This is a genomic window from Mumia sp. Pv4-285, assembly GCF_041320275.1.
In the GTDB taxonomy this organism is placed as follows: domain Bacteria; phylum Actinomycetota; class Actinomycetes; order Propionibacteriales; family Nocardioidaceae; genus Mumia; species Mumia qirimensis.
On the sequence record NZ_CP162023.1, the window covers coordinates 2,857,625 to 2,883,473 of the forward strand.

The 25,849-nt window shown below is 70.5% G+C and carries 27 protein-coding genes; 7 read left to right on the plus strand and 20 right to left on the minus strand.

Annotated elements, in window-relative coordinates; all coding sequences use genetic code 11:
- Positions 1–39 precede the first annotated feature (39 nt).
- From AB3M34_RS13765 to rimP, 7 genes are all read right to left on the minus strand, one after another.
- On the minus strand, positions 40–510 hold the full coding sequence (locus AB3M34_RS13765; protein WP_370614679.1) for a hypothetical protein: 471 nt from the start codon (positions 508–510) through the stop codon (positions 40–42).
- 119 nt (positions 511–629) lie between these two features.
- A complete protein-coding gene (gene truB / locus AB3M34_RS13770; protein WP_370614681.1) occupies positions 630–1,520 on the minus strand; it encodes a tRNA pseudouridine(55) synthase TruB in 891 nt (296 codons plus the stop codon).
- Positions 1,517–1,999: a 30S ribosome-binding factor RbfA gene (rbfA, locus tag AB3M34_RS13775; RefSeq protein WP_370614683.1), complete on the minus strand. Its 483-nt coding sequence runs from the start codon at positions 1,997–1,999 to the stop codon at positions 1,517–1,519. The genes truB and rbfA overlap by 4 nt, the downstream gene beginning before the upstream one ends.
- 100 nt (positions 2,000–2,099) lie before the next feature.
- The gene (gene infB / locus AB3M34_RS13780) at positions 2,100–5,078 is read right to left on the minus strand and encodes a translation initiation factor IF-2 (protein WP_370614684.1); all 2,979 of its coding nucleotides are present in this window, start codon (positions 5,076–5,078) and stop codon (positions 2,100–2,102) included.
- A 111-nt stretch (positions 5,079–5,189) separates the two neighbouring features.
- A complete protein-coding gene (locus AB3M34_RS13785; protein WP_370614686.1) occupies positions 5,190–5,552 on the minus strand; it encodes a YlxR family protein in 363 nt (120 codons plus the stop codon).
- 61 nt (positions 5,553–5,613) lie between these two features.
- On the minus strand, positions 5,614–6,615 hold the full coding sequence (nusA, locus tag AB3M34_RS13790; RefSeq protein WP_370614688.1) for a transcription termination factor NusA: 1,002 nt from the start codon (positions 6,613–6,615) through the stop codon (positions 5,614–5,616).
- Positions 6,615–7,073 (minus strand): ribosome maturation factor RimP, encoded by a 459-nt coding sequence (rimP, locus tag AB3M34_RS13795; protein WP_370614690.1) that lies wholly within the window; start codon positions 7,071–7,073, stop codon positions 6,615–6,617. Before rimP ends, nusA begins: the two co-directional genes overlap by 1 nt.
- Positions 7,074–7,218: 145 nt before the next feature.
- Between rimP and AB3M34_RS13800 the strand changes: the two genes are divergently transcribed.
- Genes AB3M34_RS13800 through AB3M34_RS13810 form a run of 3 tightly spaced genes read left to right on the plus strand, consistent with a single transcriptional unit; the run spans position 7,219 to position 9,355 of the window.
- Positions 7,219–7,761, plus strand: a complete 543-nt coding sequence (locus AB3M34_RS13800; protein WP_370614692.1) for a hypothetical protein — start codon at positions 7,219–7,221, stop codon at positions 7,759–7,761.
- Positions 7,758–8,204 carry a ferritin-like domain-containing protein gene (locus AB3M34_RS13805; RefSeq protein WP_370614694.1) on the plus strand — a complete coding sequence of 149 codons (447 nt, stop codon included), beginning with the start codon at positions 7,758–7,760 and terminating at the stop codon, positions 8,202–8,204. The genes AB3M34_RS13800 and AB3M34_RS13805 overlap by 4 nt, the downstream gene beginning before the upstream one ends.
- Positions 8,205–8,209: 5 nt before the next feature.
- On the plus strand, positions 8,210–9,355 hold the full coding sequence (locus AB3M34_RS13810; RefSeq protein ID WP_370614696.1) for a GNAT family N-acetyltransferase: 1,146 nt from the start codon (positions 8,210–8,212) through the stop codon (positions 9,353–9,355).
- Positions 9,356–9,454: 99 nt separating this feature from the next.
- On the opposite strand, the gene AB3M34_RS13815 is transcribed toward AB3M34_RS13810, so the two are convergent.
- From AB3M34_RS13815 to AB3M34_RS13845, 7 genes are all read right to left on the minus strand, one after another.
- The gene (locus tag AB3M34_RS13815) at positions 9,455–11,215 is read right to left on the minus strand and encodes a proline--tRNA ligase (RefSeq protein WP_370614697.1); all 1,761 of its coding nucleotides are present in this window, start codon (positions 11,213–11,215) and stop codon (positions 9,455–9,457) included.
- A gap of 90 nt (positions 11,216–11,305) precedes the next feature.
- Complete coding sequence (locus tag AB3M34_RS13820; protein ID WP_370614698.1) at positions 11,306–11,728, minus strand: hypothetical protein; 423 nt, start codon at positions 11,726–11,728, stop codon at positions 11,306–11,308.
- Complete coding sequence (locus AB3M34_RS13825; protein ID WP_370614700.1) at positions 11,725–12,294, minus strand: hypothetical protein; 570 nt, start codon at positions 12,292–12,294, stop codon at positions 11,725–11,727. Before AB3M34_RS13825 ends, AB3M34_RS13820 begins: the two co-directional genes overlap by 4 nt.
- Positions 12,291–12,866 (minus strand): hypothetical protein, encoded by a 576-nt coding sequence (locus tag AB3M34_RS13830; RefSeq protein WP_370614702.1) that lies wholly within the window; start codon positions 12,864–12,866, stop codon positions 12,291–12,293. Before AB3M34_RS13830 ends, AB3M34_RS13825 begins: the two co-directional genes overlap by 4 nt.
- 50 nt (positions 12,867–12,916) lie before the next feature.
- Complete coding sequence (locus AB3M34_RS13835; protein WP_370614703.1) at positions 12,917–13,294, minus strand: DoxX family protein; 378 nt, start codon at positions 13,292–13,294, stop codon at positions 12,917–12,919.
- Positions 13,295–13,307: 13 nt separating this feature from the next.
- The gene (locus AB3M34_RS13840) at positions 13,308–13,877 is read right to left on the minus strand and encodes a hypothetical protein (RefSeq protein ID WP_370614705.1); all 570 of its coding nucleotides are present in this window, start codon (positions 13,875–13,877) and stop codon (positions 13,308–13,310) included.
- A 9-nt stretch (positions 13,878–13,886) separates the two neighbouring features.
- Positions 13,887–14,729 carry a GNAT family N-acetyltransferase gene (locus AB3M34_RS13845; RefSeq protein ID WP_370614707.1) on the minus strand — a complete coding sequence of 281 codons (843 nt, stop codon included), beginning with the start codon at positions 14,727–14,729 and terminating at the stop codon, positions 13,887–13,889.
- A gap of 87 nt (positions 14,730–14,816) precedes the next feature.
- Here AB3M34_RS13845 and AB3M34_RS13850 point away from each other — a divergent pair, with 87 nt between their 5' ends.
- On the plus strand, positions 14,817–15,332 hold the full coding sequence (locus tag AB3M34_RS13850) for a DinB family protein (RefSeq protein WP_370614708.1): 516 nt from the start codon (positions 14,817–14,819) through the stop codon (positions 15,330–15,332).
- A 13-nt stretch (positions 15,333–15,345) separates the two neighbouring features.
- Here AB3M34_RS13850 and ispG read toward each other — a convergent pair whose 3' ends face one another.
- From ispG to AB3M34_RS13875, 5 genes are all read right to left on the minus strand, one after another.
- Positions 15,346–16,494, minus strand: coding sequence for a flavodoxin-dependent (E)-4-hydroxy-3-methylbut-2-enyl-diphosphate synthase (ispG, locus tag AB3M34_RS13855; protein WP_370614709.1), 1,149 nt, complete (start codon positions 16,492–16,494; stop codon positions 15,346–15,348).
- Between the two features lie 53 nt (positions 16,495–16,547).
- Positions 16,548–17,849, minus strand: a complete 1,302-nt coding sequence (locus AB3M34_RS13860) for a M50 family metallopeptidase (protein ID WP_370614710.1) — start codon at positions 17,847–17,849, stop codon at positions 16,548–16,550.
- Positions 17,846–19,084 carry a 1-deoxy-D-xylulose-5-phosphate reductoisomerase gene (gene dxr / locus AB3M34_RS13865; RefSeq protein WP_370614712.1) on the minus strand — a complete coding sequence of 413 codons (1,239 nt, stop codon included), beginning with the start codon at positions 19,082–19,084 and terminating at the stop codon, positions 17,846–17,848. The genes AB3M34_RS13860 and dxr overlap by 4 nt, the downstream gene beginning before the upstream one ends.
- Positions 19,085–19,147: 63 nt before the next feature.
- Entirely contained in the window at positions 19,148–19,942 is a 795-nt protein-coding gene (locus AB3M34_RS13870; RefSeq protein WP_370614713.1) for an ABC transporter permease, read from the minus strand.
- Positions 19,939–20,886 (minus strand): ABC transporter ATP-binding protein, encoded by a 948-nt coding sequence (locus AB3M34_RS13875; RefSeq protein ID WP_370614714.1) that lies wholly within the window; start codon positions 20,884–20,886, stop codon positions 19,939–19,941. Before AB3M34_RS13875 ends, AB3M34_RS13870 begins: the two co-directional genes overlap by 4 nt.
- A gap of 139 nt (positions 20,887–21,025) precedes the next feature.
- Here AB3M34_RS13875 and AB3M34_RS13880 point away from each other — a divergent pair, with 139 nt between their 5' ends.
- Positions 21,026–22,192, plus strand: a complete 1,167-nt coding sequence (locus AB3M34_RS13880; RefSeq protein ID WP_370614716.1) for a sensor histidine kinase — start codon at positions 21,026–21,028, stop codon at positions 22,190–22,192.
- Positions 22,189–22,833 carry a response regulator transcription factor gene (locus AB3M34_RS13885; RefSeq protein WP_370614718.1) on the plus strand — a complete coding sequence of 215 codons (645 nt, stop codon included), beginning with the start codon at positions 22,189–22,191 and terminating at the stop codon, positions 22,831–22,833. The genes AB3M34_RS13880 and AB3M34_RS13885 overlap by 4 nt, the downstream gene beginning before the upstream one ends.
- A 34-nt stretch (positions 22,834–22,867) precedes the next feature.
- Here the strand turns inward: AB3M34_RS13885 and AB3M34_RS13890 are convergent, their stop codons facing one another.
- Positions 22,868–24,310: a gamma-aminobutyraldehyde dehydrogenase gene (locus tag AB3M34_RS13890; RefSeq protein ID WP_370614719.1), complete on the minus strand. Its 1,443-nt coding sequence runs from the start codon at positions 24,308–24,310 to the stop codon at positions 22,868–22,870.
- A gap of 143 nt (positions 24,311–24,453) precedes the next feature.
- Here AB3M34_RS13890 and AB3M34_RS13895 point away from each other — a divergent pair, with 143 nt between their 5' ends.
- Positions 24,454–25,830 carry an aspartate aminotransferase family protein gene (locus AB3M34_RS13895; RefSeq protein ID WP_370614721.1) on the plus strand — a complete coding sequence of 459 codons (1,377 nt, stop codon included), beginning with the start codon at positions 24,454–24,456 and terminating at the stop codon, positions 25,828–25,830.
- Positions 25,831–25,849: the final 19 nt, after the last annotated feature.

The window sequence follows — 25,849 nt, forward strand, 5'->3', positions numbered from 1 at the left end:
ACAGCGTAGGCGTTCCCGCCTTCTCGACAGGTCAGCGCGTCACGTGACGCCGTAGACGAAATCTGGACCGTGCCACGACAAGCCTTCCGCACGCAGCTTCATGACGACGTGGTAGTCCTCAGGGATGTTGCCCGAGCCGTCGGGCGTCCCGAGGTTCTCGGTGCACCGGTAGCCGCAGGAGAAGTTGTCGACGTCGACGAGCTTGCCCGACGTGTTGAACACCCGGAGCTCGACCTGTGCCTCGCGACCGTCGGACTTGTTGTCCCGGATGTAGAGAAGCTCACCGCTCGGCTCGAAGTACGCCGAGTAGTGCACATCGGCGTACGAGGAACCTCGCGGGAACAGCGTCCACGAGAGCGCCCGGCCACCCGGGTCGCTGTCCGACCACCGGTCGATGGCCCGGGAGTCGTAGTCGACCGCCGCCTGCGCCGGCGATGTCGCGGCGGCACCGAGCGCCAGCCCGCTCGCGGCCACGACGACCGCCGTACGCCACCTCCTGCTGCCCATCATGAGAGCTCCCGTCCCGGTCCGGGTCCGCGGAGACCATCTCCGCGTGGCCATCGGACGCCACCAGGCAAGCGTGGACGAGCGGACTTTCACTGCGCTTTCACCGCATCGCCCGCAGGGTCTCAGCCGACGAACACCGCGACCGATCTCGCGTCCGCGCCCCGCTGGTCGTAGAGCGCAAGGAAGGTCCCGTCGGGGTCGAACAGCGCCACCGGGCCGGCCGAGCCCAGGGCGTACGACTCCAGCGCGCGCCCGTGCCGCACGATCCGCGCCGTCTCGGCGTCGAGGTCGACCGACGGGAACGCTGAGCGCGCGGCGTCCTCGAGCGAGACGACGACGAGCTCCTCGGCCAGCTGGTCGAGCGTGCTGGCCTGGGCGAGGGTGAAACCGCCGACCCGGGTACGTCGCAGCGCCGTCAGGTGTCCACCCACGCCGAGCGCGGCGCCGACGTCGCGGGCCAGTGCCCGGACGTAGGTGCCGCTCGAGCAGGTCACGCGAGCGTCGACGTCGACCGTCGCGTCCGGCCCAGGTCGCAGGTCGGAGACCTCGAACCGCTCGACCGTCACCCGGCGGGCCGGAAGCGTGACGTCCTCGCCGTCGCGAACGCGTGCGTACGCCCGCCGCCCGTCGACCTTGATCGCCGACACGGCCGACGGCACCTGGTCGATCTCACCGATCAGCGGCAGCGTCGCCGTACGGACGGAGTCCAGGTCCACTTCTGAGGCGACCGCCGTCGCCACGACGTCACCCTCGGCGTCGTCCGTGACGGTGGTTGCCCCGAGCCGGATGGTCGCGTCGTAGTCCTTGTCGTGACCAGCGACGTGCCCCAGCAGACGCGTGGCCCGGCCGAGGCCGAGGACGAGCACACCGGTCGCCATCGGGTCCAGCGTGCCGGCGTGCCCCACCTTGCGCGTGCCCGCGATCCGACGCATCCGACCGACCACGTCGTGCGACGTCCAGCCTGGGGGCTTGTCGACGACGACGATCCCGGTGGGCTGCGGTGCTGTGCTCACGCCTCGGGGTCGCGGTCGAGGCGCGGAGGCTGATCCTCCAGGGCCACCTGCTCCTCGAGCTCCTCGGCCTTCGCCTTGTACGGGTCGGCGTCGCCCGCGTACTCCGCCTTCGCTGCCTTCGCCGCGACCCGCGCGTCGCGCTCACGGGCACGCTCGAGCAGGTCCTCGATCTGCCGGGCGTTCTCGGGGACGGCGTCACGCACGAACTCGAGCGACGGCGTGTGCCGCATGCCGAGCTGCTTGCCGACCTCCGAGCGGATGAGCCCCTTGGCGCTCTCGAGCGCGGCGGCAGTCGCGTCGAGCTCCTCGCTGTCACCCATCACCGTGTAGAACACGGTCGCGTGCTGCGTGTCACCCGTGACGCGGACGTCGGTCACCGTCACGAACCCCAGGCGCGGGTCCTTGATCCGGCGGTCGAGCATCTCGGCGACGACGACCTTCACGCGGTCGGCCACCTTGTTGACGCGCATGCTTCCCATCAGAACTCCTTCTCGAACGAGCGGTGGGGTGCCGTACCCACTGGTACGACACCCCACCACCTCACGCTGTTGCCGAGCACTCAGCCATGACCGTGCGGTCTCAGCTGCGCGGAATCTCCCGCATCTCGAACGTCTCGACGATGTCGCCGATCTTGATGTCGTTGTAACCCTTGAGCGTCAGACCGCACTCGAAGCCCTCACGGACCTCGGAGGCGTCGTCGCGCTCGCGACGCAGGCTCGCGATGTCGAGGTTGTCCGCGACGACCGCGCCGTCACGGAGCAGCCGCGCCTTGGAGTTCCTGCGGATCGTGCCCGAGGTCACCATGCAGCCCGCGATGTTGCCGATCTTGGACGAGCGGAAGATCTCGCGGATCTCCGCACGGCCGAGCTGGGCCTCCTCGAACTCGGGCTTGAGCATGCCCTTGAGGGCCGCCTCGATCTCGTCGATCGCCTGGTAGATGACCGAGTAGTACCGGATGTCGACACCCTCGCGGTCGGCGACCTCGGTCGCCTTGCCCTGCGGACGCACGTTGAAGCCGATGATCACGGCGTTCGACGCGGCCGCCAGCATCACGTTGGTCTCGGTGATCGCACCGACACCGCGGTCGATGACCCGCAGCGCGACGTCCTCGCCGACATCGATCTTGCTGAGCGCGTCCTCGAGTGCCTCGACCGAACCCGACCCGTCACCCTTGAGGATGAGGAGCAGCTCGTCGGTCTCGCCCTTCTCCATGTGCTGCATGAAGTCCTCGAGCGTACGGCGGCCGGCACGCTGCGCGAGAGCCGCGTTGCGCTCGCGCGCCTCACGCTTCTCGGCGATCTGCCGGGCCATCCGGTCGTCGGGAACGACCATGAAGTTGTCACCGGCGCCGGGCACGGCCGTCAGGCCGAGCACGAGGACCGGACGCGACGGGTCGGCCTGGTCCACGTTGTCGCCGTGCTCGTCGAGCATGGCGCGCACGCGGCCGTGGGCCGGTCCGGCGACCATCGAGTCACCCACGCGGAGCGTGCCGCGCTGGACCAGGACCGTCGCCACGGGACCGCGGCCGCGGTCGAGGTGAGCCTCGATCGCGATGCCCTCGGCGCCCTGGTTCGGGTTGGCACGCAGGTCGAGCGACGCGTCGGCGGTCAGCACGATGGACTCGAGCAGGCCGTCGATGTTGAGGCGCGACTTCGCAGAGACGTCGACGAACATCGTGTCGCCGCCGTACTCCTCCGGCACCAGCCCGTACTCGGTGAGCTGACCGCGCACCTTGGTCGGGTCGGAGTCCGGCTTGTCGACCTTGTTGACCGCGACGACGATCGGCACGCCGGCGGCCTTGGCGTGGTTGAGCGCCTCGACCGTCTGCGGCATCACGCCGTCGTCGGCCGCGACCACCAGGACCGCGATGTCGGTCGCCTGCGCACCACGGGCACGCATGGCGGTGAACGCCTCGTGACCCGGGGTGTCGATGAAGGTGATCCGGCGTTCGACGCCGTCCACGTCCGTCGCCACCTGGTAGGCGCCGATGTGCTGGGTGATGCCGCCGGCCTCCTTGTCGACCACGTTGGCCGAGCGGATGGCGTCGAGCAGCTTGGTCTTGCCGTGGTCGACGTGACCCATGACGGTGACGACCGGCGGACGTGCGGCGAGATCGTCCTCGTCGCCCTCGTCGTTGCCGAACTCGATCTGGAACGACTCGAGCAGCTCGCGGTCCTCGTCCTCGGGCGAGACGACCTGGACGTCGTAGTTCAGCTCCTCGCCGAGGATCTGAAGGATCTCGTCGTTCACCGACTGGGTCGCGGTCACCAGCTCGCCGAGGGCGAACAGGATCTGGACGAGCGACGCCGCGTCGGCGCCGATCTTCTCGGCGAAGTCGGTCAGCGACGCGCCGCGCGACAGGCGGATGGTCTGCCCGTCACCCTTGCGGACGCGGACACCCCCGACCGCCGGCGCCTGCATCTGGTCGAATTCCTGACGCTTCGCGCGCTTGCTCTTGCGTCCACGACGGACGGGCCCACCGGCGCGACCGAACGCACCCTGCGTGCCACCACGTCCTGCGCGACCGGGGCCGGGACGACCGCCGCCGCCAGCGAATCCGCCGGGACGGGGGCCACCGCCGCCGCCACCGGGACCGCCTGCACCGGGACGGCCTCCGCCGCCACCGCCGCCACCGGGGCGCCCGGCACCAGCCGGCGCGCCACCGCGGCCGCGGCCGCCACCCGGACCGCCACGCGACGGGCCGATCGAGCTCTGCTTGGGCATCATCGCCGGGTTGGGACGCGGCATCCCCGGACGCGGTGCGGGTGCACCGTCGCGGGAGGCCGGCGGACGGGGCGGCATGCCCGGACGGGGTGCACCGCCCTCACGAGCACCCTCGCGGGGCGCCCCCTCACGGGGACCGCCGTCGCGCGGGCCGCCGTCGCGACCCGGACGCTGCATGCCCTGCGTCGACGAGAACGGGTTGTTGCCCGGACGCGGACCACCGCGGCCGCTTCCTGCGGCACCGCCGGCACCGCCGGGGCGCGGCCCCGGGCGTCCTGCACCGGGGCGTGCCGCCGGTGCGCCGGGACGAGGAGCGTCCGACCGGGCGGCCGGAGTCTCGGGGCGCGGGGCGGGACGGGGCGACGGGCGCGGTCCGGCAGGCTTCGGGGCCGCCGGAGCTGCTGCGGCCTCGGTCTCGACAGGTGCCGCGGGTGCGGCAGGCGCCTCGGTCGCCGGAGCGACAGGTGCCTCGGGCTCCACCGGAGCCTTGCGTGCTGCGGGGGCCTTGGGGGCTGCCGGGGCAGCAGGCGCCTCTGCCTTCTTGCGCGGGCCGGGCATGGGAGCGCCCGAGCTCGCGGGGGTGGACTCGGCTGCAGGTGCAGCGGAGTCGGCCGTGGTCGCCGACTTGGCCGGCGCGGCCTTCTTGGACGTCTTCTTGGCGCCCTGCGTGCGGAACTGGTCGCCGTACTTCTCGGTCAGGCGACGGATCACCGGCGCCTCGACGGTCGACGAGGCCGACCGGACGTATTCGCCCATGTCGTTCAGTGCCGACAGGACATCCTTGCTGGTGACTCCGAGCTCTTTCGCGAGCTCATGGACTCGGACCTTTGCCACTTCTCTCCTTCAAGGGCGGTCCGAGCCCGGAAGGGCGCAAACCGCTAGTTGACGTGCATGCTCATCGAACGGAACTCATCGAGTGCTCATGAGCGTCTGCTCCACTTCTGTCTATGCACCGCCTGTGAGCGGTGCCGGTTGCGTCTTTCTGGTCGATCCTCGGACGAGTGCTTCCACCTGCTCGGTGTCGAGCGGTCCCTCCACCCGGAGGGCCCGTGCGAACGCCTTGCGCTGTGTCGCTCGTTCGAGGCACATGGGATCGAGGTGCAGGTGCGCTCCTCGGCCCGGTGCCGAGCCACGGAGATCCGGCGTGACGATCGTGACCGTCCCGCCGTGGACCGCCACGACACGAACCAGATCGGCTCTGTCGACTCGAGCTCGACACCCGATGCACGTACGGACAGGCCGCACACGGACCGGGATCTCCGGGACTGCGTCTGACGACGCACCACCGGACGGGGACGAGTGATTCACCGTCGTTCAGTCTAGCGGGTCGACCCTGGGACTGTCGTCCGGCCCGCCCCGGCGGCCGATCTCAGGCCTTCGAAGCGTCCTCGACGACCTCCGTGTCCGGCCGGATGTCGATCCGCCACCCCGTCAGTCGAGCGGCGAGACGGGCATTCTGGCCCTCCTTGCCGATCGCGAGCGAGAGCTGGAAGTCGGGCACGACGACCCTCGCCGCCTTCGCTTCCGCGTCGACGACCGTGACGGATGTCACCTGGGCAGGCGACAACGCGTGCGCGATGTAGTCGGCGGGATCCTCGGAGTAGTCGACGATGTCGATCTTCTCGCCGTGCAGCTCCGACATCACGTTGCGCACCCGCTGGCCCATGGGACCGATCGAGGCGCCCTTGGCGTTGACGCCCGCTTGGGTGGAGCGGACCGCGATCTTGGTGCGATGACCTGCCTCACGTGCGATGCCGGAGATCTCGACCGTGCCGTCGGCGATCTCGGGAACCTCCAGCGCGAACAGCTTCTTGACGAGGTTGGGGTGCGTACGGGACACCTGGACCTGCAGCCCACGAGGGCCGCGGCGCACGCTCGTCACGAACGCCTTGATGCGGTCGCCGTGGACGTACGACTCCCCCGGCACCCGCTCGGCCATCGGGAGCAGCGCCTCGACGCGGCCGAGGTCGACGAGGACGTCTCCCGGCTCGCGGCCCTGCTGGACGACGCCGGAGACGATGTCGCCCTCGCGGGCCGAGAACTCGCCGAAGCGCTGCTCGTCCTCGGCGTCGCGAAGACGCTGCAGGATGATCTGCTTCGCCGTGGTCGCCGCGATCCGGCCGAAGTCGCTCGGGGTGTCGTCGAACTCCTCGGTCAGCGTGAAGCCGCCTTCCTCGCTCTCGACGCGGTCGCGAGCCCAGACGACGACGTGCCCGGACTTGCGGTCGAGCTCCACCCGCGAGCTGCTGCGCGCGCCCGGCGTCCGGTGGTAAGCGACGAGGAGCGCTTGCTCGATCGCCGTCACGACGACGTCCAGCGGCAGGTCCTTCTCGTGCTCCAGCGTGCGGAGCACCGCCATGTCGATGTCCATCAGACGTCCTTCCGATTGAGCTCGGGCTCGATCTTCGCCTTCTTCACCTCGGCGTACGCGACCGTTCGTTCACCAGTGTCGGTGCGAAGCACCGCGCCCGCATCGTCGGCGGAGACGATGCGGCCGGTGAAGGTCTGGCCTTCGAGCGGCGTCACCTTCACGAGACGGCCGATGTTGCGCGACCAGTGCCGCGGCAGCGTCAGGGGGCGGCTGGTGCCGCGTGAGCCGACCTCGAGCGTGTACGGGTCCGGGCCGAGCGAGTCGTCGGCGTCCAGCGCGTCGGACACGGAACGCGTCACCTCGGCGACGTCGTCGAGCGTCAGACCACCCTCGGCATCGAGCACGACACGGAGGATCCGGCCGTTCGTGAGCTCGACGGCATCGAGGTCCATGCCGTGGGAGGTGGCGATCTCGTCCAACAACGCTTGGAGGCTGTCGGGGACCGGTGTCGTAGCCATGGGGCGCGCCTCCGTCTTCTGTTGTGCCGCGAGCGTGGTGACCGCGGTGGTGCTTGGATCGTCGATCCCAGTCTAGGGGCTCGTGCCGAGCGCGCACCGGCGGCACGAGTGCGACGGGCGGCGACCGCTCCGATAGGTTCGGCCCGTGAGCCTCGGACCGCAGCACCGCCCGCCCGGCGTCGGCCGGCGTCCGCTGCTCGTCGGTGGCGGACTCCTCGCGCTCGCCGCAGTGTCCGGGTGCTCGTGGCTCGACCGGACCCCGGAGGACCCGGCCGCTGAGGTCCACCCCGACCACGGTCTCCTCACCGCCGCGCGCGACCAGCAGGCAGAGCTGCTCGACGCCGAGCGCGCGACCTCGATGACGCACGCCGCCCTCGCCGCCGCGCTCGCTCCGCTGATCCTCCGGTCGGAGGAGCGCCTCGCCGCGCTCGACCACGCCCTCGGCGAGCCGACCAGGGCGACGTCGGCACCCTCGGTCACGTCGGAGCCGACCGCGACACCCGGCGTACCAGCGCGTCCCGCTGCCGCCCTCCGCGACCTGGGCGCTCGCAGCCGCGCCGCACAGTCCGCGCGGCGCGAGGACTGCGTCGCGGCGACCGACCAGGGTGTCGCCCGCCTGCTTGCGTCGCTCAGCGCCGGATACGCCCAGGACGTCGTCGTCCTCCGGACCACGAGGGCCGCGACGTGAGGACGCACGACGACGATCCGGACGCTGTCGAGACCGACCCCACCGACGCTCTCCAGAACGCGCTCGCGGGCGAGCACGGCGCGGTCTATGCGTACGGCTTCGTGGCCGGCAGGCTCGAGCCGGGCTCCGCGATGCAGCGCCAGGCGACGGCGTCGTACGCGGTCCACCTCAAGCGGCGCGACGACCTGATCGCCACCCTCACCCGGGACGAGCAGACACCGGTCGAGCCGGCGCCCGCCTACGAGACCGGCACGGTCGACGCCGCCGCCGACGCCCGGCGGCTCGCCCAGCAGATCGAGTCCGCGCTCGTGGGCAGCTGGCTGGCCGTCGTCGGGACGACGTCCGGTGTGACGCGCACGTACGCCTGCGACGCGGCCACCGACTCGGCGACGGCGCTGCTCGCATGGGGCGGCGACCCGACGGCGCTGCCCGGCACGGAGTGACGCCCGTGCCGTTCGACTCCGTCCGCTTCCCCGACGACGTGCCGGTGCTCTCCGACGGTGACGTCCGACTCCGCCCCCACCGTCTCGACGACGTGGACGACCTCGTCGTGCAGTGCCGCGACATGCTGACGCTGCGGTGGACGACGATCCCGCTGGGGTACGACGCGGCGATGGGGACGGGCTTCGTCACCGAGATGGTGCCGGCCGGCTGGCGCGGCGGCACGGAGCACGCGTTCGCCGTCGAGGCTCCGGGCCCCGACGGACGACCGCGCTACGCCGGCACCGTGACGCTGCGGGACGAGGGAGCCGCGCGCGCGAGCGTGGGGTTCGTCGCGCATCCGGCGTACCGGGGACGCGGCGTCATGGAGACCGCGCTCCGCATGCTCCTCGACCACGGGTTCCAGACGCTCGGGCTCCACACCGTGCTCTGGTGGGCGGCTCAGGGCAACTGGGCGTCGCGCAAGCTGGTGTGGCGGACCGGTTTCACGTTCGGGGGGACGGTGCGCCATTGGCTGGTCGACCGTGGCTCCTACGCCGACGGGTGGGTCGGCACCCTGCACCGCGACGGTGCCCGCGAGCCTCAGACGCTCTGGTGGTCGCTGCCGACGCTGCGCGGTGAGCGGGTCACGGCGCGCCCGTTCGACGTCACCGACGACGCTCGCGTGGTGGAGGGCGGCAACGACGAGGCGGTCCAACGATGGATGCCGTCGTTCCCGTCGCCGTACGAGCGCCAGGACGCCGAGACCTTCCGCCTCTCGACGCTCGACGCCGCCGCGGACGGCACGTCGTTCGCGTGGGCCTTGGTGGACTCCGTGACGGACGAGCTGCTCGGCGCCGTCGGCATCCCGCACCGTTCGGACTTCGGTGCCGAGATCGGCTACTGGCTGCACCCGGACGCCCGCGGGCACGGCTACGCCCGCGACGCGGTCGACCTGCTGGTCGAGCACGCCTTCACGCCCCGGGACCTCGGCGGCCTCGGCGCGCTGCGGGCGTACGTCCGCATCGACGAGGACAACCATGCGTCGCTCGACGTCGCGCTCGCGTGCGGGTTCGAGGTGTGCGGGCGCGAGCGTGCCGGGACCGTACGCCGTGACGGGACGATCGCCGAGATGCTGGTCCTCGACCGGGTCAACCCGCTCGTCCTGTTCTGACCACTCTGCGTGGGGCCCCACGCAGAGGTGCTCCCCCACCGGAAAGTTCCGGTGGGGCGGCAGCTCTGCGTTGGGGCCAACGCAAAGTTGACGGGCGGGTCAGCGTGCGGCGAGCTGCGCGACGACGTCGTCGAGCGGGACGTTCTCGCGCACGCCGGTCTTGCGGTCCTTGACCTCGACGACACCCTCGGCAAGACCGCGCCCGACGACCACGATCGTGGGGACCCCGATCAGCTCGGCGTCCTTGAACTTCACACCGGGCGAGACCTTCGGACGGTCGTCGTACAGCACCTCGACGCCGGCCGCCTCGAGCTCCTCGGCCAGGTTCGCCGCCGCGTCGAAGATCTCGGCGTCCTTGCCGGTCGCGACCAGGTGCACGTCGTACGGCGCCACCTCGGCCGGCCACACGATGCCCGCCTCGTCGTGGCTGTTCTCGACGATGGCGGCGACGGCACGCGACACTCCGACGCCGTACGAACCCATCGTGACCGTGACCAGCTTGCCGTTCGCGTCGAGCACCTGGAGGCCGAGCGCGTCGGCGTACTTGCGGCCGAGCTGGAAGACGTGGCCCATCTCGATGCCGCGCGCCAGCTCCAACGGGCCGGAGCCGTCGGGAGCGGGGTCGCCAGGGCGTACCTCGGCGGCCTCGATCGTGCCGTCCGGGGTGAAGTCGCGTCCGCAGACGAGGTCGAACACGTGCTTGCCGGGCTGGTTGGCGCCGGTCAACCAGGCCGACCCTGCGACCACCCGCGGGTCGGTGAGGAAGCGGATGCCGGAGTCCGACTCCTCCCCCAGCGCCTCGGGGCCGATGTAGCCGCGCACGAGGGCCGGGTGCTTCGCGAAGTCACCCTCCTCGAAGGGCTCGATCTCGCCGGGTGCCAGCTGCGCCTCGAGACGCTTCAGGTCGACCTCGCGGTCGCCCGGGATGCCGACGACGAGCACCTCGCGGGTGCCGTCGGGCTGGCGCACCCACACCACGACGTTCTTCAGCGTGTCTGCGGCGGTCCAGGGACGGTCCGCACGAGGGAACCGCTCGTTGGCCAGCGCGACCAGCGTCTCGATCGTCGGGGTGTCGGGGGTCTCCTCGACATGGGCGGGAGGCAGCGCAGCGATCGCGGCGTCGTCGAGCGGTGCCGGTGCGACCGTGGTGACCGCCTCGACGTTGGCCGCGTAGCCGCCGGGAGAGCGTACGTAGGTGTCCTCGCCGTTGGCCGCCGTCGCGAGGAACTCCTCGCTTGCCGAGCCGCCCATCGCACCGGACACTGCCTGCACGATGACGTAGTCGAGGCCGAGCCGGTCGAAGATCCGGATGTAGGCGTCACGGTGGTCGGCGTACGAGCGTCGCAGGCCGTCGTCGGTCACATCGAAGGAGTAGGAGTCCTTCATGATGAACTCGCGGCCGCGCAGCAGGCCTGCGCGCGGCCGTGCTTCGTCGCGGTACTTGGTCTGGATCTGGTAGATCGACAGCGGCAGGTCCTTGTAGGACGAGTAGAGGTCCTTGACGAGGAGGGTGAACATCTCCTCGTGCGTAGGTCCGAGCAGCATGTCGGTGCCACGGCGGTCCTGGAGCCGGAAGATGTTGTCGCCGTACTCCACCCAGCGCCCGGTCGCCTCGTACGGCTCCTTGGGGAGCAGCGCGGGGAACGAGACCTCCTGCGCGCCCATCCGATCCATCTCCTCGCGGACGACCGTCTCGATCTTGCGCAGCACCCGCAGCCCCAGCGGCAGCCACGAGTAGATGCCGGGTGCAGCGCGACGGACGTAGCCGGCGCGGACCAGGAGCCGGTGCGACGGCACCTCCGCGTCCGCCGGGTCCTCGCGAAGCGTGCGGAGGAAGAGACGAGACATGCGGGTGACCACGGGCGTACTCCTGGTTCGGACGACGGGTTCAGGACGGGATGTCACTGACGGAACGTGCGGTGCTCAGCCTAACGGCCGGTCACGGCAGGCTCAGCGGTAGCCGATCTGCGCTTCGCGGACGCGTACGGCTCGTCCTCCGCCGCCGAGGCAGCGCTTCGGGACGCGGACCGTGATGTAGTGCGGCCGGATCCTCACGCGGTCGCCCTTGCAGCGGACGACAGCCCCGGCGTTCTCCTGGACGAGCACGACACCGCCCCATCGGCCGTCGAACCGGAACCGGCCCACCGTGAAGGTCTCCCGCTGCCTGCGCGGCTTCAGCTCGACCGCGACACGATCGAGCGCCGCCCTGTCGAGATCAGGCACAGAGAGGCGTACGACGACGGTCCGCTTGTTGTTGGTGACCTCGACCTTGGTGACATCACGCCCCGACGGAGCTGCCGTGGCAGGTGCTGTGGCGGCGAGCGCGGCGACTGCCGCTGCCCCCGTCACAAGAACCCGCGTGGCGCAGTTCATCGGTAGCGCACCCAGGGCGAGAGCTTCTCGGACGTGATCGACGGGTACGCGTCGCCCCAGGCGTCGGGACCGGGCTCCGGCTCCGGTTCGCCCTTTTCCAGCCAGTCGCGGGCAGCGAGCGCGGCACCGACCTTCACGGACCTCGTGTTGCCGCCGAGGCAGCGCTGCGGGATGCGAACCGTGACGGAGCGCTTGCCGAACGTCATGCGGTCGCCCTTGCAGCGGACGTCGTCGAGCTCATCGCCGGACAACGAAAGCGGCGTCCAGCCAGTGCCGTCAAAGCGCAGCTTCATCGACGCGTACTCGGGGCGGCCCTTGGTCTTGGTCCGGACTGCGATCACGACGAACCCGAGCTTCGACCGCTGCAGACCTGGCACCGAGAGGCGGACGACGACGACGTGCTTCTTGTTCTTGACCTTGACCTTGGTGATGTCGAGGGCGGGCAGGGCGTCGCCAGCCTTGTCGGTGAACGTACGGGTCTTGGCGCTGGCCGGCGACGCGGTGGCGCCGACCACGAGCGCCACGGCGGCGGCGCCGACGGCGAGGGCGCGGAGGGTGCGCCTCATCGGTAGCGCACCCACGGCGAGAGCCGGTTCGACGCGATCGTGGGGTAGACGTCGAACTGCGCATCCGGACCCGATGTCGGCTCTTCATCGATCATGACCTCGTCCAGGTCGCGGCCGAAGAGAGCGACACCGACCCGGACCGCCTTCTTGTTCGCGCCGAGGCACCGCTGCGGGATGCGGACAGTGACGGACTTCTTGCCGAACGAGATCCGGTCACCCTTGCACGACACCATGATGTCCTCCGACTTCAGGTCCATGAACGTCACCGGCATCCACCGCCCTTCCGCGCGGACCTTGCTGAGCGCGTACTCGGGGCGCCCCTTCGCCTTCGTACGGATGCCGACAGAGACGCCGCCGACCTTGGCCTTGTCGAGGCCGGGGACGCTGGCCCTGATCACGACGACGTGCTTCTTGTTCTTGACCTTCACCTTGGTGATGTCGAGGGCGGCGACGGCGTCGTCACTCTTGTCGGTGAAGGTGCGGGTCTTGGCAGCGGCCGGCGATGCGCTGACGCCGACCACGAGTGCGACGGCGGCGGCGCCGACGGCAAGGGTCCGGATGGGACGGATCATGGGGGTGCTCCTGCGGATCGCCCCCGGGGGTCGGGGCGGGTCGCCGCATCCTAGCCCAGGTCGCGGGTCGCCCTCCACGAGATCCGGATCAGAGGCAGCTGGAGCGGCAGGCGAGCGATCGTCCCGACCTTGTACGCCGTCGACGCCCGACGGCTGCGGGAGACGTCCGCGGCCATCTGCACGTTGGCCGGGAAGACCGCGACCAGCAGCGCGGTCGACAGGTAGCCGGCGGCCTTCCGCGTCTTCGGGTGGACCAGCCCGGCCGCACACACCAGCTCGGCGACTCCGCTCGCGTAGACCAGCTCACGCTTGGCCGGCAGCGCCTTCGGGACGATCCGCTCGAACGGTCGCGGCCGTACGAAGTGGGCGACACCGGCGACTCCGAGGAGGGCGGCGAGCGCGGTCACGTCACGGGCAGGTCGGGCCATGGGTCCTCCAACGTCAGCGGTGTGCGACCCAGGGTGTCATGCGGGCTCCGCGGACCGTCGGCACCCCGTCGATGGGGAGCGACGGACCGGGCTTGGGATCGAGGATCACCTCGTCGGGGACGTTGCCGCGGAGGTACGCGCGGGTGAAGACCGACGCCTGGACCCGGACGGCCGACCGGTTGTCGCCGAGGCACCGCTGCGGGATCGAGACGACGACGCGGCGTTCGCGCAGCCGGACCCGTAGGCCCTTGCACACCAGCCGGCTGGCGCCGAACTCCTGCCAGGTGGTCCGCCAGCCGTCGCCGCGGCGTACCTTCGAGACGGCGTACTCGGGGCGGCCTGGGGCCTTGCGCCGGACGAAGACGGTGACTCCGCCGACTCTGCGACGCTCGAGCCGCGGAACTCGCAAGGTCACCGTGACACGTGTCCTGGCATTGCGGACCGTCACGGCGGAGACGTCGAGCGCCGACAACGCATCGCCGCGCGGGTCGTCGACGCGGCGTACGGCAGCCTCGGCGGGCGACGCCAACCCGGCGCCGAGCGCCATGACGACCACGAGTCCGAGAATCGCACCACGGAGCACGGAGCCTCCTCAGAACAGGACCGACGCGAACGTCTCGGTCTGGACGAAGCCGACGCGTTCGTACACGGTCCGGGCGGCATGGTTGTAGTCGTTCACGTACAGCGAGACCACCGGCGCCACCTCGCGGCGTGCGCGCTCCACGACCGCGGCCATCCCCGCGGTCCCGAGACCGCTGCCGCGAAGGTGCGGAGCGACGTACACGCCCTGGATCTGGCAGCCCTTCGTCGAGGCCGAGCCGACCTCGGCCTTGAAGAGGACCTCGCCGTCCTCGATGATCGCGTACGCCCAGCCGCGCGCGACGAGCTGCGTGACCCGTGCGCGGTAGCTGTTGCGGCCGGGAAGCTCGGGACTCTCACCGACCTCCTCCTCGAACATCGCGACGCTCGCGGGATAGAGGATGTCCACCTCGTCCATGAGGACGGCCCGAAGCCTCGGGTCCGGCGCGACGAGGGGCGCGTCGGCGATCTGGAGGAAGGGCTGGTTCAGGCGCAGCGAACGGGCGGGGCCCCACGGCTCCTCGAGCCGCTCCCAGAGCCCGACCGCGGCGACGCGAGGCCCGACGATCGACGAGGAGAGACGGCCGGTGAGTCGCGCGCGCTCGGCGAAGGCCGCCACGGCGCCCTCAGTCGCCGCGACCGGCACCATGTTGGCCGCGACGTGGCAGGCGGAGATCAGCGCGTCGTCCTCGAAGTAGCCCCACATCTCACCGCCGAGCCAGCGCGGGGCGAGCCGGGTGCTGGCGGCTCGGTGGTCGACGAAGAGGTTGACGATCGGGTCGCGGTCGATCAGCACCTGCAGCGCGGGGAGATCGTCCTCGCGCAGGACGCGGACGCCTGCTGCCGTGCTGAGCACCGGGCCTCCTCCCGCCGTCGGTGAGGTCGAGCCTATCCGTCCGGCTCGACGAGAGCCACGGCCGACCGCGGACGTACGCTCGGGCCCATGACCATCCCTCAGCTCGGGGAGCCGCCGCGGGACGTCCGCGACCCTCAGGCCCTGCTCGCGGGCCAGCTCGACCACGTCCGCAACGCCCTCCTCCGCAAGCTCGACGCCGTACCGGACGAGGAGCGCGCCCGCAGCCGTGTCCCGTCGCGCTGGACCCCGCTCGGCCTGCTCAAGCACCTCACGTACGTCGAGCGTCGTTGGCTGGAGTGGGGCTTCCTCGCGGAGCCGGTCGCCGACCCTTGGGGAGACACGCTCCACGGCACCGAGGAGTGGTACGTCGCCGACGACGAGACGTACGCGGTGCTTCGAGGGCGGTTCCTCGCTCAGGCCGAGCGGTCGCGCGAGATCGTCGCAGGGGCCGACCTTCTGGACGTCGCCGCGCTCGGTGGACGTTTCCAGGAGAGTCCGCCGAATCTCGCGTGGATCCTGCTGCACCTTCTGCAGGAGTACGCGCGGCACGTCGGCCACCTCGACATCGTCACCGAGATCGCGGCCGGCCCCGTCGGGGAGTGAGTGCTGGCGCGGGTCAGGAGACGGCGACCGACGGCGACGCGCCGTCGACTGGCTCCATGTCCTCGGCGATCCGCATCGCCTCTTCGATGAGGGTCTCGACGATCTTCGACTCGGGCACGGTCTTGATGACCTCGCCCTTGACGAAGATCTGACCCTTGCCGTTGCCCGAGGCGACACCGAGATCGGCCTCGCGGGCCTCCCCCGGCCCGTTGACGACGCAGCCCATCACGGCGACGCGCAGCGGCACCTCCATGCCTTCGAGCCCGGCGGTGACCTCCTCGGCCAGCGTGTAGACGTCGACCTGCGCGCGGCCGCACGACGGGCACGACACGATCTCGAGCTTGCGGGGCCGGAGGTTGAGCGACTGGAGGATCTGGATGCCGACCTTGACCTCCTCGACCGGGGGCGCGGACAGCGAGACCCGGATCGTGTCACCGATGCCCTGGCTCAGCAGCGCACCGAACGCGGTGGCGGACTTGATCGTGCCCTGGAACGCCGGACCGGCCTCGGTGACACCGAGGTGCAGCGGCCAGTCGCCCTTCTCGGCGAGGAGCTCGTACGCCCGCACCATCACGACCGGGTCGTTGTGCTTCACCGAGATCTTGAAGTCGTGGAAGCCGTGCTCCTCGAACAGCGACGCCTCCCAGACGGCCGACTCGACGAGTGCCTCCGGGGTCGGCTTGCCGTACTTCTCGAGGAGGCGCTTGTCGAGCGAGCCCGCGTTGACACCGATCCGGATCGACGTGCCGTGGTCCTTCGCGGCCTGCGCGATCTCCTTGACCTGGTCGTCGAACTTGCGGATGTTGCCCGGGTTCACGCGGACGGCGGCACAACCGGCCTCGATCGCGGCGAAGACGTACTTCGGCTGGAAGTGGATGTCGGCGATCACCGGGATCTGCGACTTGCGGGCGATGTCGGGCAGCGCCTCCGCATCGTCCTGGCTCGGGCACGCGACGCGCACGATGTCGCAGCCGGCGGCGGTGAGCTCGGCGATCTGCTGGAGGGTCGCGTTGACGTCGACCGTCGGGGTCGTCGTCATCGACTGCACGGAGACGGGCGCGTCGCCGCCCACCTCGACCTTGCCGACCTTGATCTTGCGGCTGGGTCGACGGGGTCGGAGAACCGGCGGCGGGGCGGCCGGCATGCCCAGGTTGACGTCCATGCGGGTACGACTCTCCTTGAAGCGGATCGGTCTCGGGTGCGGTGCGTCGGGCCTCAGCTGAGGCGTACGGGGTTCACGATGTCGACATAGACCAGGATGACGCCCATCACCAAGAGGACGGCACCCACGGCGTACGCGACGGGAAGCATCGTCGCCACGTCGACCGGGCCAGGGATCGGACGGCGACGCAGTCGGGCCCACCCGTTGCGGATGCCCTCCCACAGGGCGCCGGCGATGTGGCCGCCGTCGAGCGGGAGCAGCGGGATCAGGTTGAAGAGCCCGACGAACAGGTTGAGGCTCGCGAGCATCAACGTGACGCTGTAGACCTTGTCGGTCACGGTCGTCTCGTCGTCGGAGGTGATCTCACCGGCGACACGGCTCGCGCCGACGGGGCTCATCGGCGTGTCCTGCCCGCGCTCGGCGCCGAACGCCGCCTTGGTCACCTCGACCATCTTCTCCGGCAGCGAGCCGATCGCCTTGATCGTCTGGACCGTCATGTCGCCCATCGTCGTGAAGACGAACCCGACGTCCTGACGCTCGTAGCCACGTGTCGGCGCGACGCCCAGGAAACCGACGTTCTCGACCTTGTCGGGATCGTCCAGCGAGGTGCGCGCCTCGACGGACGTGTTGACGGTGACCGACTCCGAGGAACCGTCACGCTCGTAGCCGATCGTGGCGGGCGCGTCACCGTTGGCGCGGATCGCGCGCGACAGCTGGTCCCAGCTTGTGACCTCGGTGCCGTTGAACGACATGATCGTGTCGCCCGGCTGCAGGTCCGCCTGCTTGGCGGGAGCGACCGGGTCGTCTGCGGCGCACTTGCGGCCGGCCTCCGCGGACGGGATCGCGCAGTCCGAGACCACGGCGACGGTCGTCGTCGCCATGCTCGCGCCGATCGTCAGGAAGACCGCGGCGAACAGGACAAACGCGATGGCGAGGTTCACGGCGGGACCGCCCGCCATCACGATCGCCTTCTTCCACCAGACCAGGCGGTAGAACAGGCGCGGCTCGTCCTCCGGCGCGACGTGCTCGTACTCGGCGGAGCGCGCGTCGAAGGCGAGCTGCGTCAGCATGCCGGTGTTGGACTTGCGGACGACGCTGGGCTCGTCGCCGGGGTTCGGCGGGAGCATCCCCTGGATCTTGACGAAGCCGCCGAGCGGGAACGCCTTGACGCCGTACTCGGTCTCACCGCGCTTCGTGGACCACAGCGTGCGGCCGAAGCCGACGAAGTACTGGGTGACCTTCGCGCCGAACTTCTTCGCGGGATACATGTGGCCGACCTCGTGCAGCGCGATCGAGATCGCGAGCCCGACCAGCAGGACGACGGCACCGAGGGCGTACAGCAACGCTGTCGTCATCGTGCCTCCTGTGCCTTCCGGGGAGCTCCCGCCATCAGTTCCTGGGCCCGCTCGCGCGCTGCGGCGTCGGCGGCGAGCACGTCAGCAGCGGTCAAGGGCCCCGAGGCCGAGCGTACGCCGGGGTCGGTGAGGTGCTCGGCCAGAACCGCGCCCACGGTGTCGACGATCGCGAGGAACGGCAGGTTCCCGTCAAGGAAGGCGGCCACGCACTCCTCGTTGGAGGCGTTGTAGACCGCCGGCGCCGTACGCCCGAACGCGCCGGCCTCGTGGGCCAGGCGCACCGCGGGGAACGCCTCGTCGTCGAGCGGGGCGAAGTCCCAGGACGACGCCCGGGTCCAGTCGCAGCCGGGGCCCGCATCAGGCACGCGGTCCGGCCAGCCGAGGCCGAGGGCGATCGGGATCAGCATCGACGGCAGCGACGCCTGGGCGAGGGTGGACCCGTCCACGAACTCGACCATCGAGTGGATCATCTGCTGCGGGTGGACCACGACGTCGACCCGGTCCATCGGGACGTCGAACAGCAGGTGCGCCTCGATCACCTCGAGGCCCTTGTTGACCAGCGTCGCCGAGTTGATCGTGATGACCCGGCCCATCGCGAAGTTGGGGTGGGCCAGCGCCTGGTCGGGAGTCACGTCGCCCAGCTCCGAGCGGGTACGACCACGGAACGGGCCACCGCTCGCCGTGAGCACGAGCCGGCGCACCTCGGCCGCGGTGCCGCCCCGCAGCGCCTGGGCGATCGCCGAGTGCTCGGAGTCGACCGGGACGATCTGGCCGGGCCGCGCCAGCGCCGTCACCACGGGCCCCCCGATGATCAGCGACTCCTTGTTGGCGAGCGCCAAGGTCGTCCCCGCCTCGAGCGCCGCGATCGTGGGGCCGAGTCCGACGGCGCCCGTGATGCCGTTGAGGACGACGTCGCACCGGGTGGCCGCCAGCTCGGTGGCCGCTCGTGGGCCGGCGAGGATCCGCGGGAGGCGGTGCTGACCCTCCGCGTAGCCACGGCGCTGCGCCTCGGCGTACAGCGCGAGCTGGACGTCCTGCGCAGCCGTGCCCTGCGCGACCGCGACCACCTCGACCTCGTGCGCGATCGCCTGCTGCGCGAGGAGCACGGGATCGCTGCCTCCGGCAGCGATGCCGACGACCCGGAAGCGGTCAGGGTTGGCGGCGACGATGTCGAGCGCCTGCGTCCCGATCGAGCCGGTCGATCCGAGCACGACGACGTCGCGGGGTTGCACCATGAGGCCAGTGTCTCAGGTGCCGCCGCCGCGACGTCGTCGTGGGGAGTACGCGGTCGGGTGCCGCTACTTGATCTCGCTCCGAAGGACGCGACGCGCCCCGATGAGGAACGGGATGATCAGCCAGATCGTGCCGGACACCGCCAGCTGGGCCCACTTCTCGCCGGTCCAGCCGCCGTCGAACAGCGGCATCTGGGCGGTCGCGAAGTCGATCCACGGCAGCAGGTCCTCGAACCAGCCGATGAACGCCGCGGCGACCTGGAAGATCGTCGGGATGACGAAGGCCCACGCGAAGTAGACGACGATCGCAGCCGGCGAGCTGAGCAGCAGCGCACCGAACGTGAGGCCCATCAGGATCCCGAGCGCCTGCATCGCGTAGAAGCCGAGCAGCTCGAGGAGGTTGACGTTCCAGACGGTCGCGTCCGACGCGGCACCGGCGATGACGTTGCCGAACGCTGCCGCGATCGCCGCCACGATCACGGCGAAGAGAGCGACGATCAGTCCGACGACGACCTTCGCCGCGAGCACGCGACCACGGTGCGGCTCGAGCGTGAACGTGACGAGGGCGGTGCGCTGCGACCACTCGCTGGTCACCGACAGCACCCCGAGCACCGGCAGCAGGACGCCCATCGGGACGCTCATCGCGATGAGGAAGTCCTTGAACGACACGGAGATGTCGTTGGCGAGGACCACCCAGAGCATGATCACCATGACGAGCACGCTGATCGCGGCGATCGCGCCCAGCAGCCACTTGCCGGCGCGGGTGTCGGCGAGCTTGCGCAGCTCGACAGCGACCAGCCGGGTGAAGGGGACGCGGGGACGGTTGAGGTCGATGCCGACCTCCGGGGCGAGGGCGGTCATGCCTGGCCTCCTTGCTGGACGGCCGGACCGAAGCCCGGAGCGGGGGCGGGTGCGAGCGCATCGCGCTGGTTGCCCGCGGTGAGCTGGAGGAAAAGGTCCTCGAGGCCGGCGCGGTCACCGGGCCGCAGCTCGATGAGTGCGACACCGGCGGCGGCGGCCGCCTTGCCGACGTCGGCGGGGTCGGCGTCGGTGCTGAAGCCGTCGGCCGTCGCCGGAGTGACGTGGATGCCAGCGACCGAGAGGGCCCGCGCGAGCTCGTCCGGCTCGAGCGCACGGACGAAGGTGCCCGCCCCTGCGAGCAGCTCTTCCTTGCTGCCCTGAGCCACGATCTGACCGTTGCCGATGACGATGATCTCGTCGGCGATGACCTCGATCTCGTGCAGCAGGTGCGACGAGAGAAGGACGGTGCCCCCTCGGTCGGCGTAGTGGCGCAGCAGCTGCCGCATCCAGTGGATGCCGGCCGGGTCGAGACCGTTCGCGGGCTCGTCGAGGATCAACACCTGCGGGTCGGCGAGCAGCGACGACGCGATGCCGAGACGCTGGCGCATGCCGAGCGAGTAGTTGCCGACCCGACGCTTGGCCTCCTTCGGCGACAGCCCGACGAGGTCGAGCATCTCGTCGACACGCTGGCGGTCCAGACCCATCGTCTGAGCGGCGATGGTGAGGACCTCGCGGCCGGTGCGGCCGTTGTGCTGCGCGGACGCGTCGAGAAGGACGCCGATCTGCGCTCCCGGGTTGGGAATGTCGCTGTAGCGGTGCCCGCCGATCGTCGCGGACCCGGATGTGGGGATGGTCAGGCTGGTGAGCATCCGCAGCGTCGTGGACTTGCCGGCGCCGTTCGGGCCGAGGAAGCCCGTGACGGTGCCAGGGCGGCACGTGAAGGTGATGTCGTCCACCGCGAGGTGGTCGCCGTACCTCTTCGAAAGGTTCTGGACCTGGATCATGCCTCCAGCATCGCGCTGCGACAGGCCGCACGCATCGGCCCATGGGCTGCTCCTGGCTAGCCGAAAGTAGGGGGTGGGCCGACAGGCGGTCGACCATCGACCGGTACGCCGAAGGTCTCCGACTGCCTAGGCTGGAGCCGTGAACGAGGTGGACCCCGCGGCGTACCAGCCGCCGCTGCGCTGGCCGAGCCAGTTGTGGCGCTACTCCGTCGTGGTCCTGATCAGCGCCGTCGTCTGGTTGGCAGGGGTCGCCGAGTGGCAGGCGCAGCACGCGCCGTTGTGGTTCTGGCTGGACATCGCCGGCGGACTCGTCGCCTTCGGTCTGGTGACGCAGCGGCGGCGCCACCCGGTGGCGGTGGCCGCCGCCACCACGGTGATCGCCGCGTTCTCCTTCACCGCCGCCGGCCCGGCGGCGCTGGCCGTCGTCTCCCTCGCGACCCGTCGTCGCTGGCCCGAGGTCATCGGCGTCGGCTCGCTCGTGCTCGTGCAGACGGCGGCGGTCGTCTTCATCGACCCGACCCTGCGCGCCGACGAGTGGCAGATCGTGCTCGCCCTCAGCATCCTCATGATGATCACCCTGTTCGCGGTCGGCATGTACGTCGGGTCGCGCCGCGAGCTGCTCTACACGCTCCGCGAGCGCGCCCGCGTCGCCGAGGCCGAGCAGGCCGGCCGCGTCTCGCAGGCCCGGATCGCCGAGCGCGCCCGGATCGCCCGCGAGATGCACGACGTGCTCGCCCACCGCATCTCGATGGTGGCGATGCACGCGGGCGCCCTCGCGTACCGCACCGACCTGCCGCCCGACGAGGTCCACGACGCCGCCGAGGTCATCCGCGACAACGCCCACCTCGCGCTCACCGACCTGCGGGAGGTCCTCGGCATCCTGCGCGGCGCCGAGCTCGACCCGGCCGACCGGCCCCAGCCGTCGTGGCGCGACGTGCCCGACCTGGTGAACGGTGCACGCTCGGCCGGGATGCGCGTCGCGCTCACCGACGACCTGACTCCCCTGGGCCCGCCCGAGCGGATGGGTCGTACGGCGTACCGCGTCGTCCAGGAAGCCCTCACCAACGCCCACAAGCACGCCCCCGACACGATGGTCTCGGTGACCATGCGCGGGGAGTCCGGCGACGGCATCGTCGTCGAGGCACGCAACCCGCTGCGCGTCGGCACCTCGCCGCAGGCTCTGCCGACGTCCGGGCTCGGCCTGGTCGGGCTCACGGAGCGAGCCGGTCTCGTCGGCGGCACCCTGAGCCACCGGGTCAGCGGTGACGAGTTCGTGCTGACGCTGGCACTACCGTGGCCGACATGATCCGGGTCGCCCTCGTCGACGACGACGCTCTCGTCCGTGCCGGCCTCCGCCTGATCCTCGGCGGCGCGGACGACATCGCCGTGGTCGCCGAGGCCGGTGACGGAGCCGAGGCGCTCGCGGTCCTCCGTACGACGCAGGTCGACGTCGTGCTCATGGACATCCGGATGCCCCGGATGGACGGCCTCTCGGCGACCGCGGAGCTGCAGCGTCTCCCAGGATCCCCACAGGTCGTGGTGCTGACGACCTTCGATGCCGACGACTACGTCCTGCGGGCACTGCGGCACGGCGCCAGCGGCTTCCTGCTCAAGGACACACCGCCGGATGTCCTCGTCGACGCGGTCCGCAAGGTCGCCGCAGGCGACCCGATGCTGTCGCCGAGCGTCACCGAGCAGCTGATCCGCCGCGTGCGCGACTCCGGCGACGGCGACACCGACGCCCGGACCCGCATCGCCGTGCTCAGCGAGCGTGAGCTCGAGGTCGCCGTCGCCGTCGGCCACGGCCTGTCGAACGCCGAGATCGCGGCCGACCTGCACATGAGCGTCGCGACGGTGAAGGCTCACGTGTCGCGCATCCTGACCAAGCTCGACGCCGCGAACCGCGTCCAGGTCGCGATCGCGGCCCACGACGCCGGCCTGATCTGACGCCTCGGGGCCGCCCGACACCCTTCGTTGGAGGTCAGGCCTCGATGTTGCTCATGACGTGCTTGACGCGGGTGTAGTCCTCGAGCCCGTACATCGACAGGTCCTTGCCGTAGCCGGAGTGCTTGAAGCCACCGTGCGGCATCTCCGCCACCAGCGGGATGTGGGTGTTGATCCACACGCACCCGAAGTCGAGCCGCTTCGCCATCCGCATCGCGCGGCCGTGGTCCTTGGTCCACACCGACGACGCCAGGCCGTACGGCACGCCGTTGGCCCAACGCACGGCCTCGTCCTCGTCGGTGAACGGCTGGACCGTGATGACGGGGCCGAAGATCTCGTTCTGGATGGCCTCGTCGTCCTGCTTGAGGTCGCTGAGCACCGTGGGCTCGAAGAAGTAGCCGTTGGCGAGGTCTCCCCCGGGACGCGACCCGCCGGCGGACACCTTCGCGTGACTCGGGATGCGGTCGACGAACCCGCTGACCCGCTCGAGCTGGTTGGCGCTGTTGACCGGTCCGTACATCACGTCCTCGTCGTCGGGGAGGCCCGTCTTGAGGCTCTTCGCCTGCTCGGAGATCGCGTCGACGAAGTCGGCGTAGACCCGGGGCGAGGCGAGCACGCGTGTCGCGGCAGTGCAGTCCTGGCCGGCGTTGAAGTAGCCGCCGACCGCGATCGCCTCGGCCGCTGCCGCGATGTCAGCGTCGTCGAACACGACCACAGGAGCCTTGCCGCCGAGCTCGAGGTGGACGCGCTTGACGTCCTCGGAGGCCGACCGCGCCACCTCCATGCCGGCACGGACGGAGCCGGTGATGGCCACCATCGCCGGGATCCGGTGCGCCACGAGCGCGCGTCCGGTGTCACGGTCGCCGCAGAGGACGTTGAGGACGCCCGGGGGAAGGATGTCGGCCGCGATCTCGGCGAGCAGTGCCGTCGAGGCTGGCGTCGTGTCGCTCGGCTTGAGCACGATCGTGTTGCCGGCGGCGAGCGCGGGGGCGATCTTCCAGATGCCCATCAGGAGGGGGTAGTTCCACGGGGTCACCTGGGCGACGACACCGATCGGCTCGCGACGGATCATCGAGGTGTGCCCGGCCATGTACTCGCCGGCAGCGCGGCCCTCGAGCACGCGCGCGGCACCGGCGAAGAACGTGAGGGCGTCGTCGACCATCGGCAGCTCCTCGCTGACCGTGAGGCCGCGCGGCTTGCCGGTGTCCTGGACCTCCGCGGCGACGATGTCGTCCGCACGGTCGGCGAGGGCCTGGTTGAGCTTGAGGAGCGCGGCCTGCCGCTCGCGCGGGGTGGTGTCACGCCACCCGTTGTCGAAGGCGTCCTGCGCTGCCGTCATCGCCGCGTCGACGTCCGCCTCGCGCGACATCGGGGCCTGCGCGTAGACCTGTCCGGTCGTGGGATCGATCACGTCGTACGTGGCGCCGTCCTGCGCCGCCACCTTCTGGCCGTTGACGAAGTTCGCGATGGTTTCGGTCATGGCTTCAATCTGGCACACCTGCCCGGACCCCACAATGGATCGCACCGCGAGCAGCGGCAAATAATGCGGATTTCGTATCTGTTACGCCCTTCAACCAACGTAAACCTTTGCCCGAATCCCGATCCTGAGCGATACTCGATGTCATGAGCGAACAGTGGGACGACGCGCACCTTCAGCGCGCTGCCAAGGACCACCTCTGGATGCACTTCACGCGTCACAGCACGTACGACACCTCGGACGTGCCTGTGATCGCGAAGGGGGAGGGTGCATATCTCTTCGACACGGCAGGCAAGCGCTACCTCGACGGTCTCGCCGGCCTGTTCGTCGTGCAGGTCGGGCACGGCCGTGAGGAGCTCGCGGAGGCCGCCGCGAAGCAGGCCCGCGAGCTGGCGTTCATGCCGCTGTGGTCGTACGCCCACCCGCCGGCCATCCAGCTCGCCGAGCGCGTCGCCTCGTACGCGCCGGGCGACCTCAACCGCGTCTTCTTCACCACCGGCGGCGGCGAGGCCGTCGAGTCCGCCTGGAAGCTCGCCAAGCAGTACTTCAAGCTGACCGGCAAGCCCACCAAGCACAAGGTCATCAGCCGCAACATCGCCTACCACGGCACCCCGCAGGGAGCGCTGTCCATCACCGGCATCCCGGACATGAAGGCACCGTTCGAGCCGCTGGTGCCGAGCACGTTCCGTGTCCCGAACACCAACATCTACCGCGCGGCCGAGCACGGCGACGACCCGGAGGCCTTCGGTCGCTGGGCCGCCGACCGCATCGCCGAGGCCATCGAGTTCGAGGGCCCCGACACGGTCGCGGCGGTGTTCCTCGAGCCGGTGCAGAACGCCGGAGGGTGCTTCCCTCCTCCGCCCGGATACTTCCAGCGGGTCCGTGAGATCTGCGACGAGTACGACGTCCTGCTGGTCTCCGACGAGGTGATCTGCGCGTTCGGGCGCCTCGGCGAGATGTTCGGCGCCGTCCGCTACGGCTACCAGCCCGACATCATCACGTGCGCGAAGGGCCTCACGTCCGGCTACGCACCGCTCGGCGCGATGATCGCCTCGGACCGCCTGATGGAGCCGTTCCTGAAGGGCCAGGAGTCGTTCCTGCACGGCTACACGTTCGGCGGGCACCCGGTGTCGACGGCGGTCGCGATGACCAACCTCGACATCTTCGAGCGCGAGGGCATCAACGAGAACGTCCGCGCCAACCAGGACGGCTTCCGCTCCACGCTCGAGAAGCTGCTCGACCTCGACATCGTGGGCGACGTCCGCGGCGACGGCTACTTCTACGGGATCGAGCTCGTCAAGGACAAGGCGACCAAGGAGACCTTCGACGACGACGAGTCCGAGCGCCTGCTGCGCGGGTTCCTCTCCAAGGCGCTGTACGACGCGGGCCTCTACTGCCGCGCCGACGACCGTGGCGACCCGGTCGTGCAGCTCGCTCCCCCGCTGATCTGCGACCAGGAGCACTTCGACGAGATGGAGCGCATCCTGCGCTCCGTGATCACCGAGGGCCAGAACATGCTCTGAGCCGTACGACGAAAGGCCG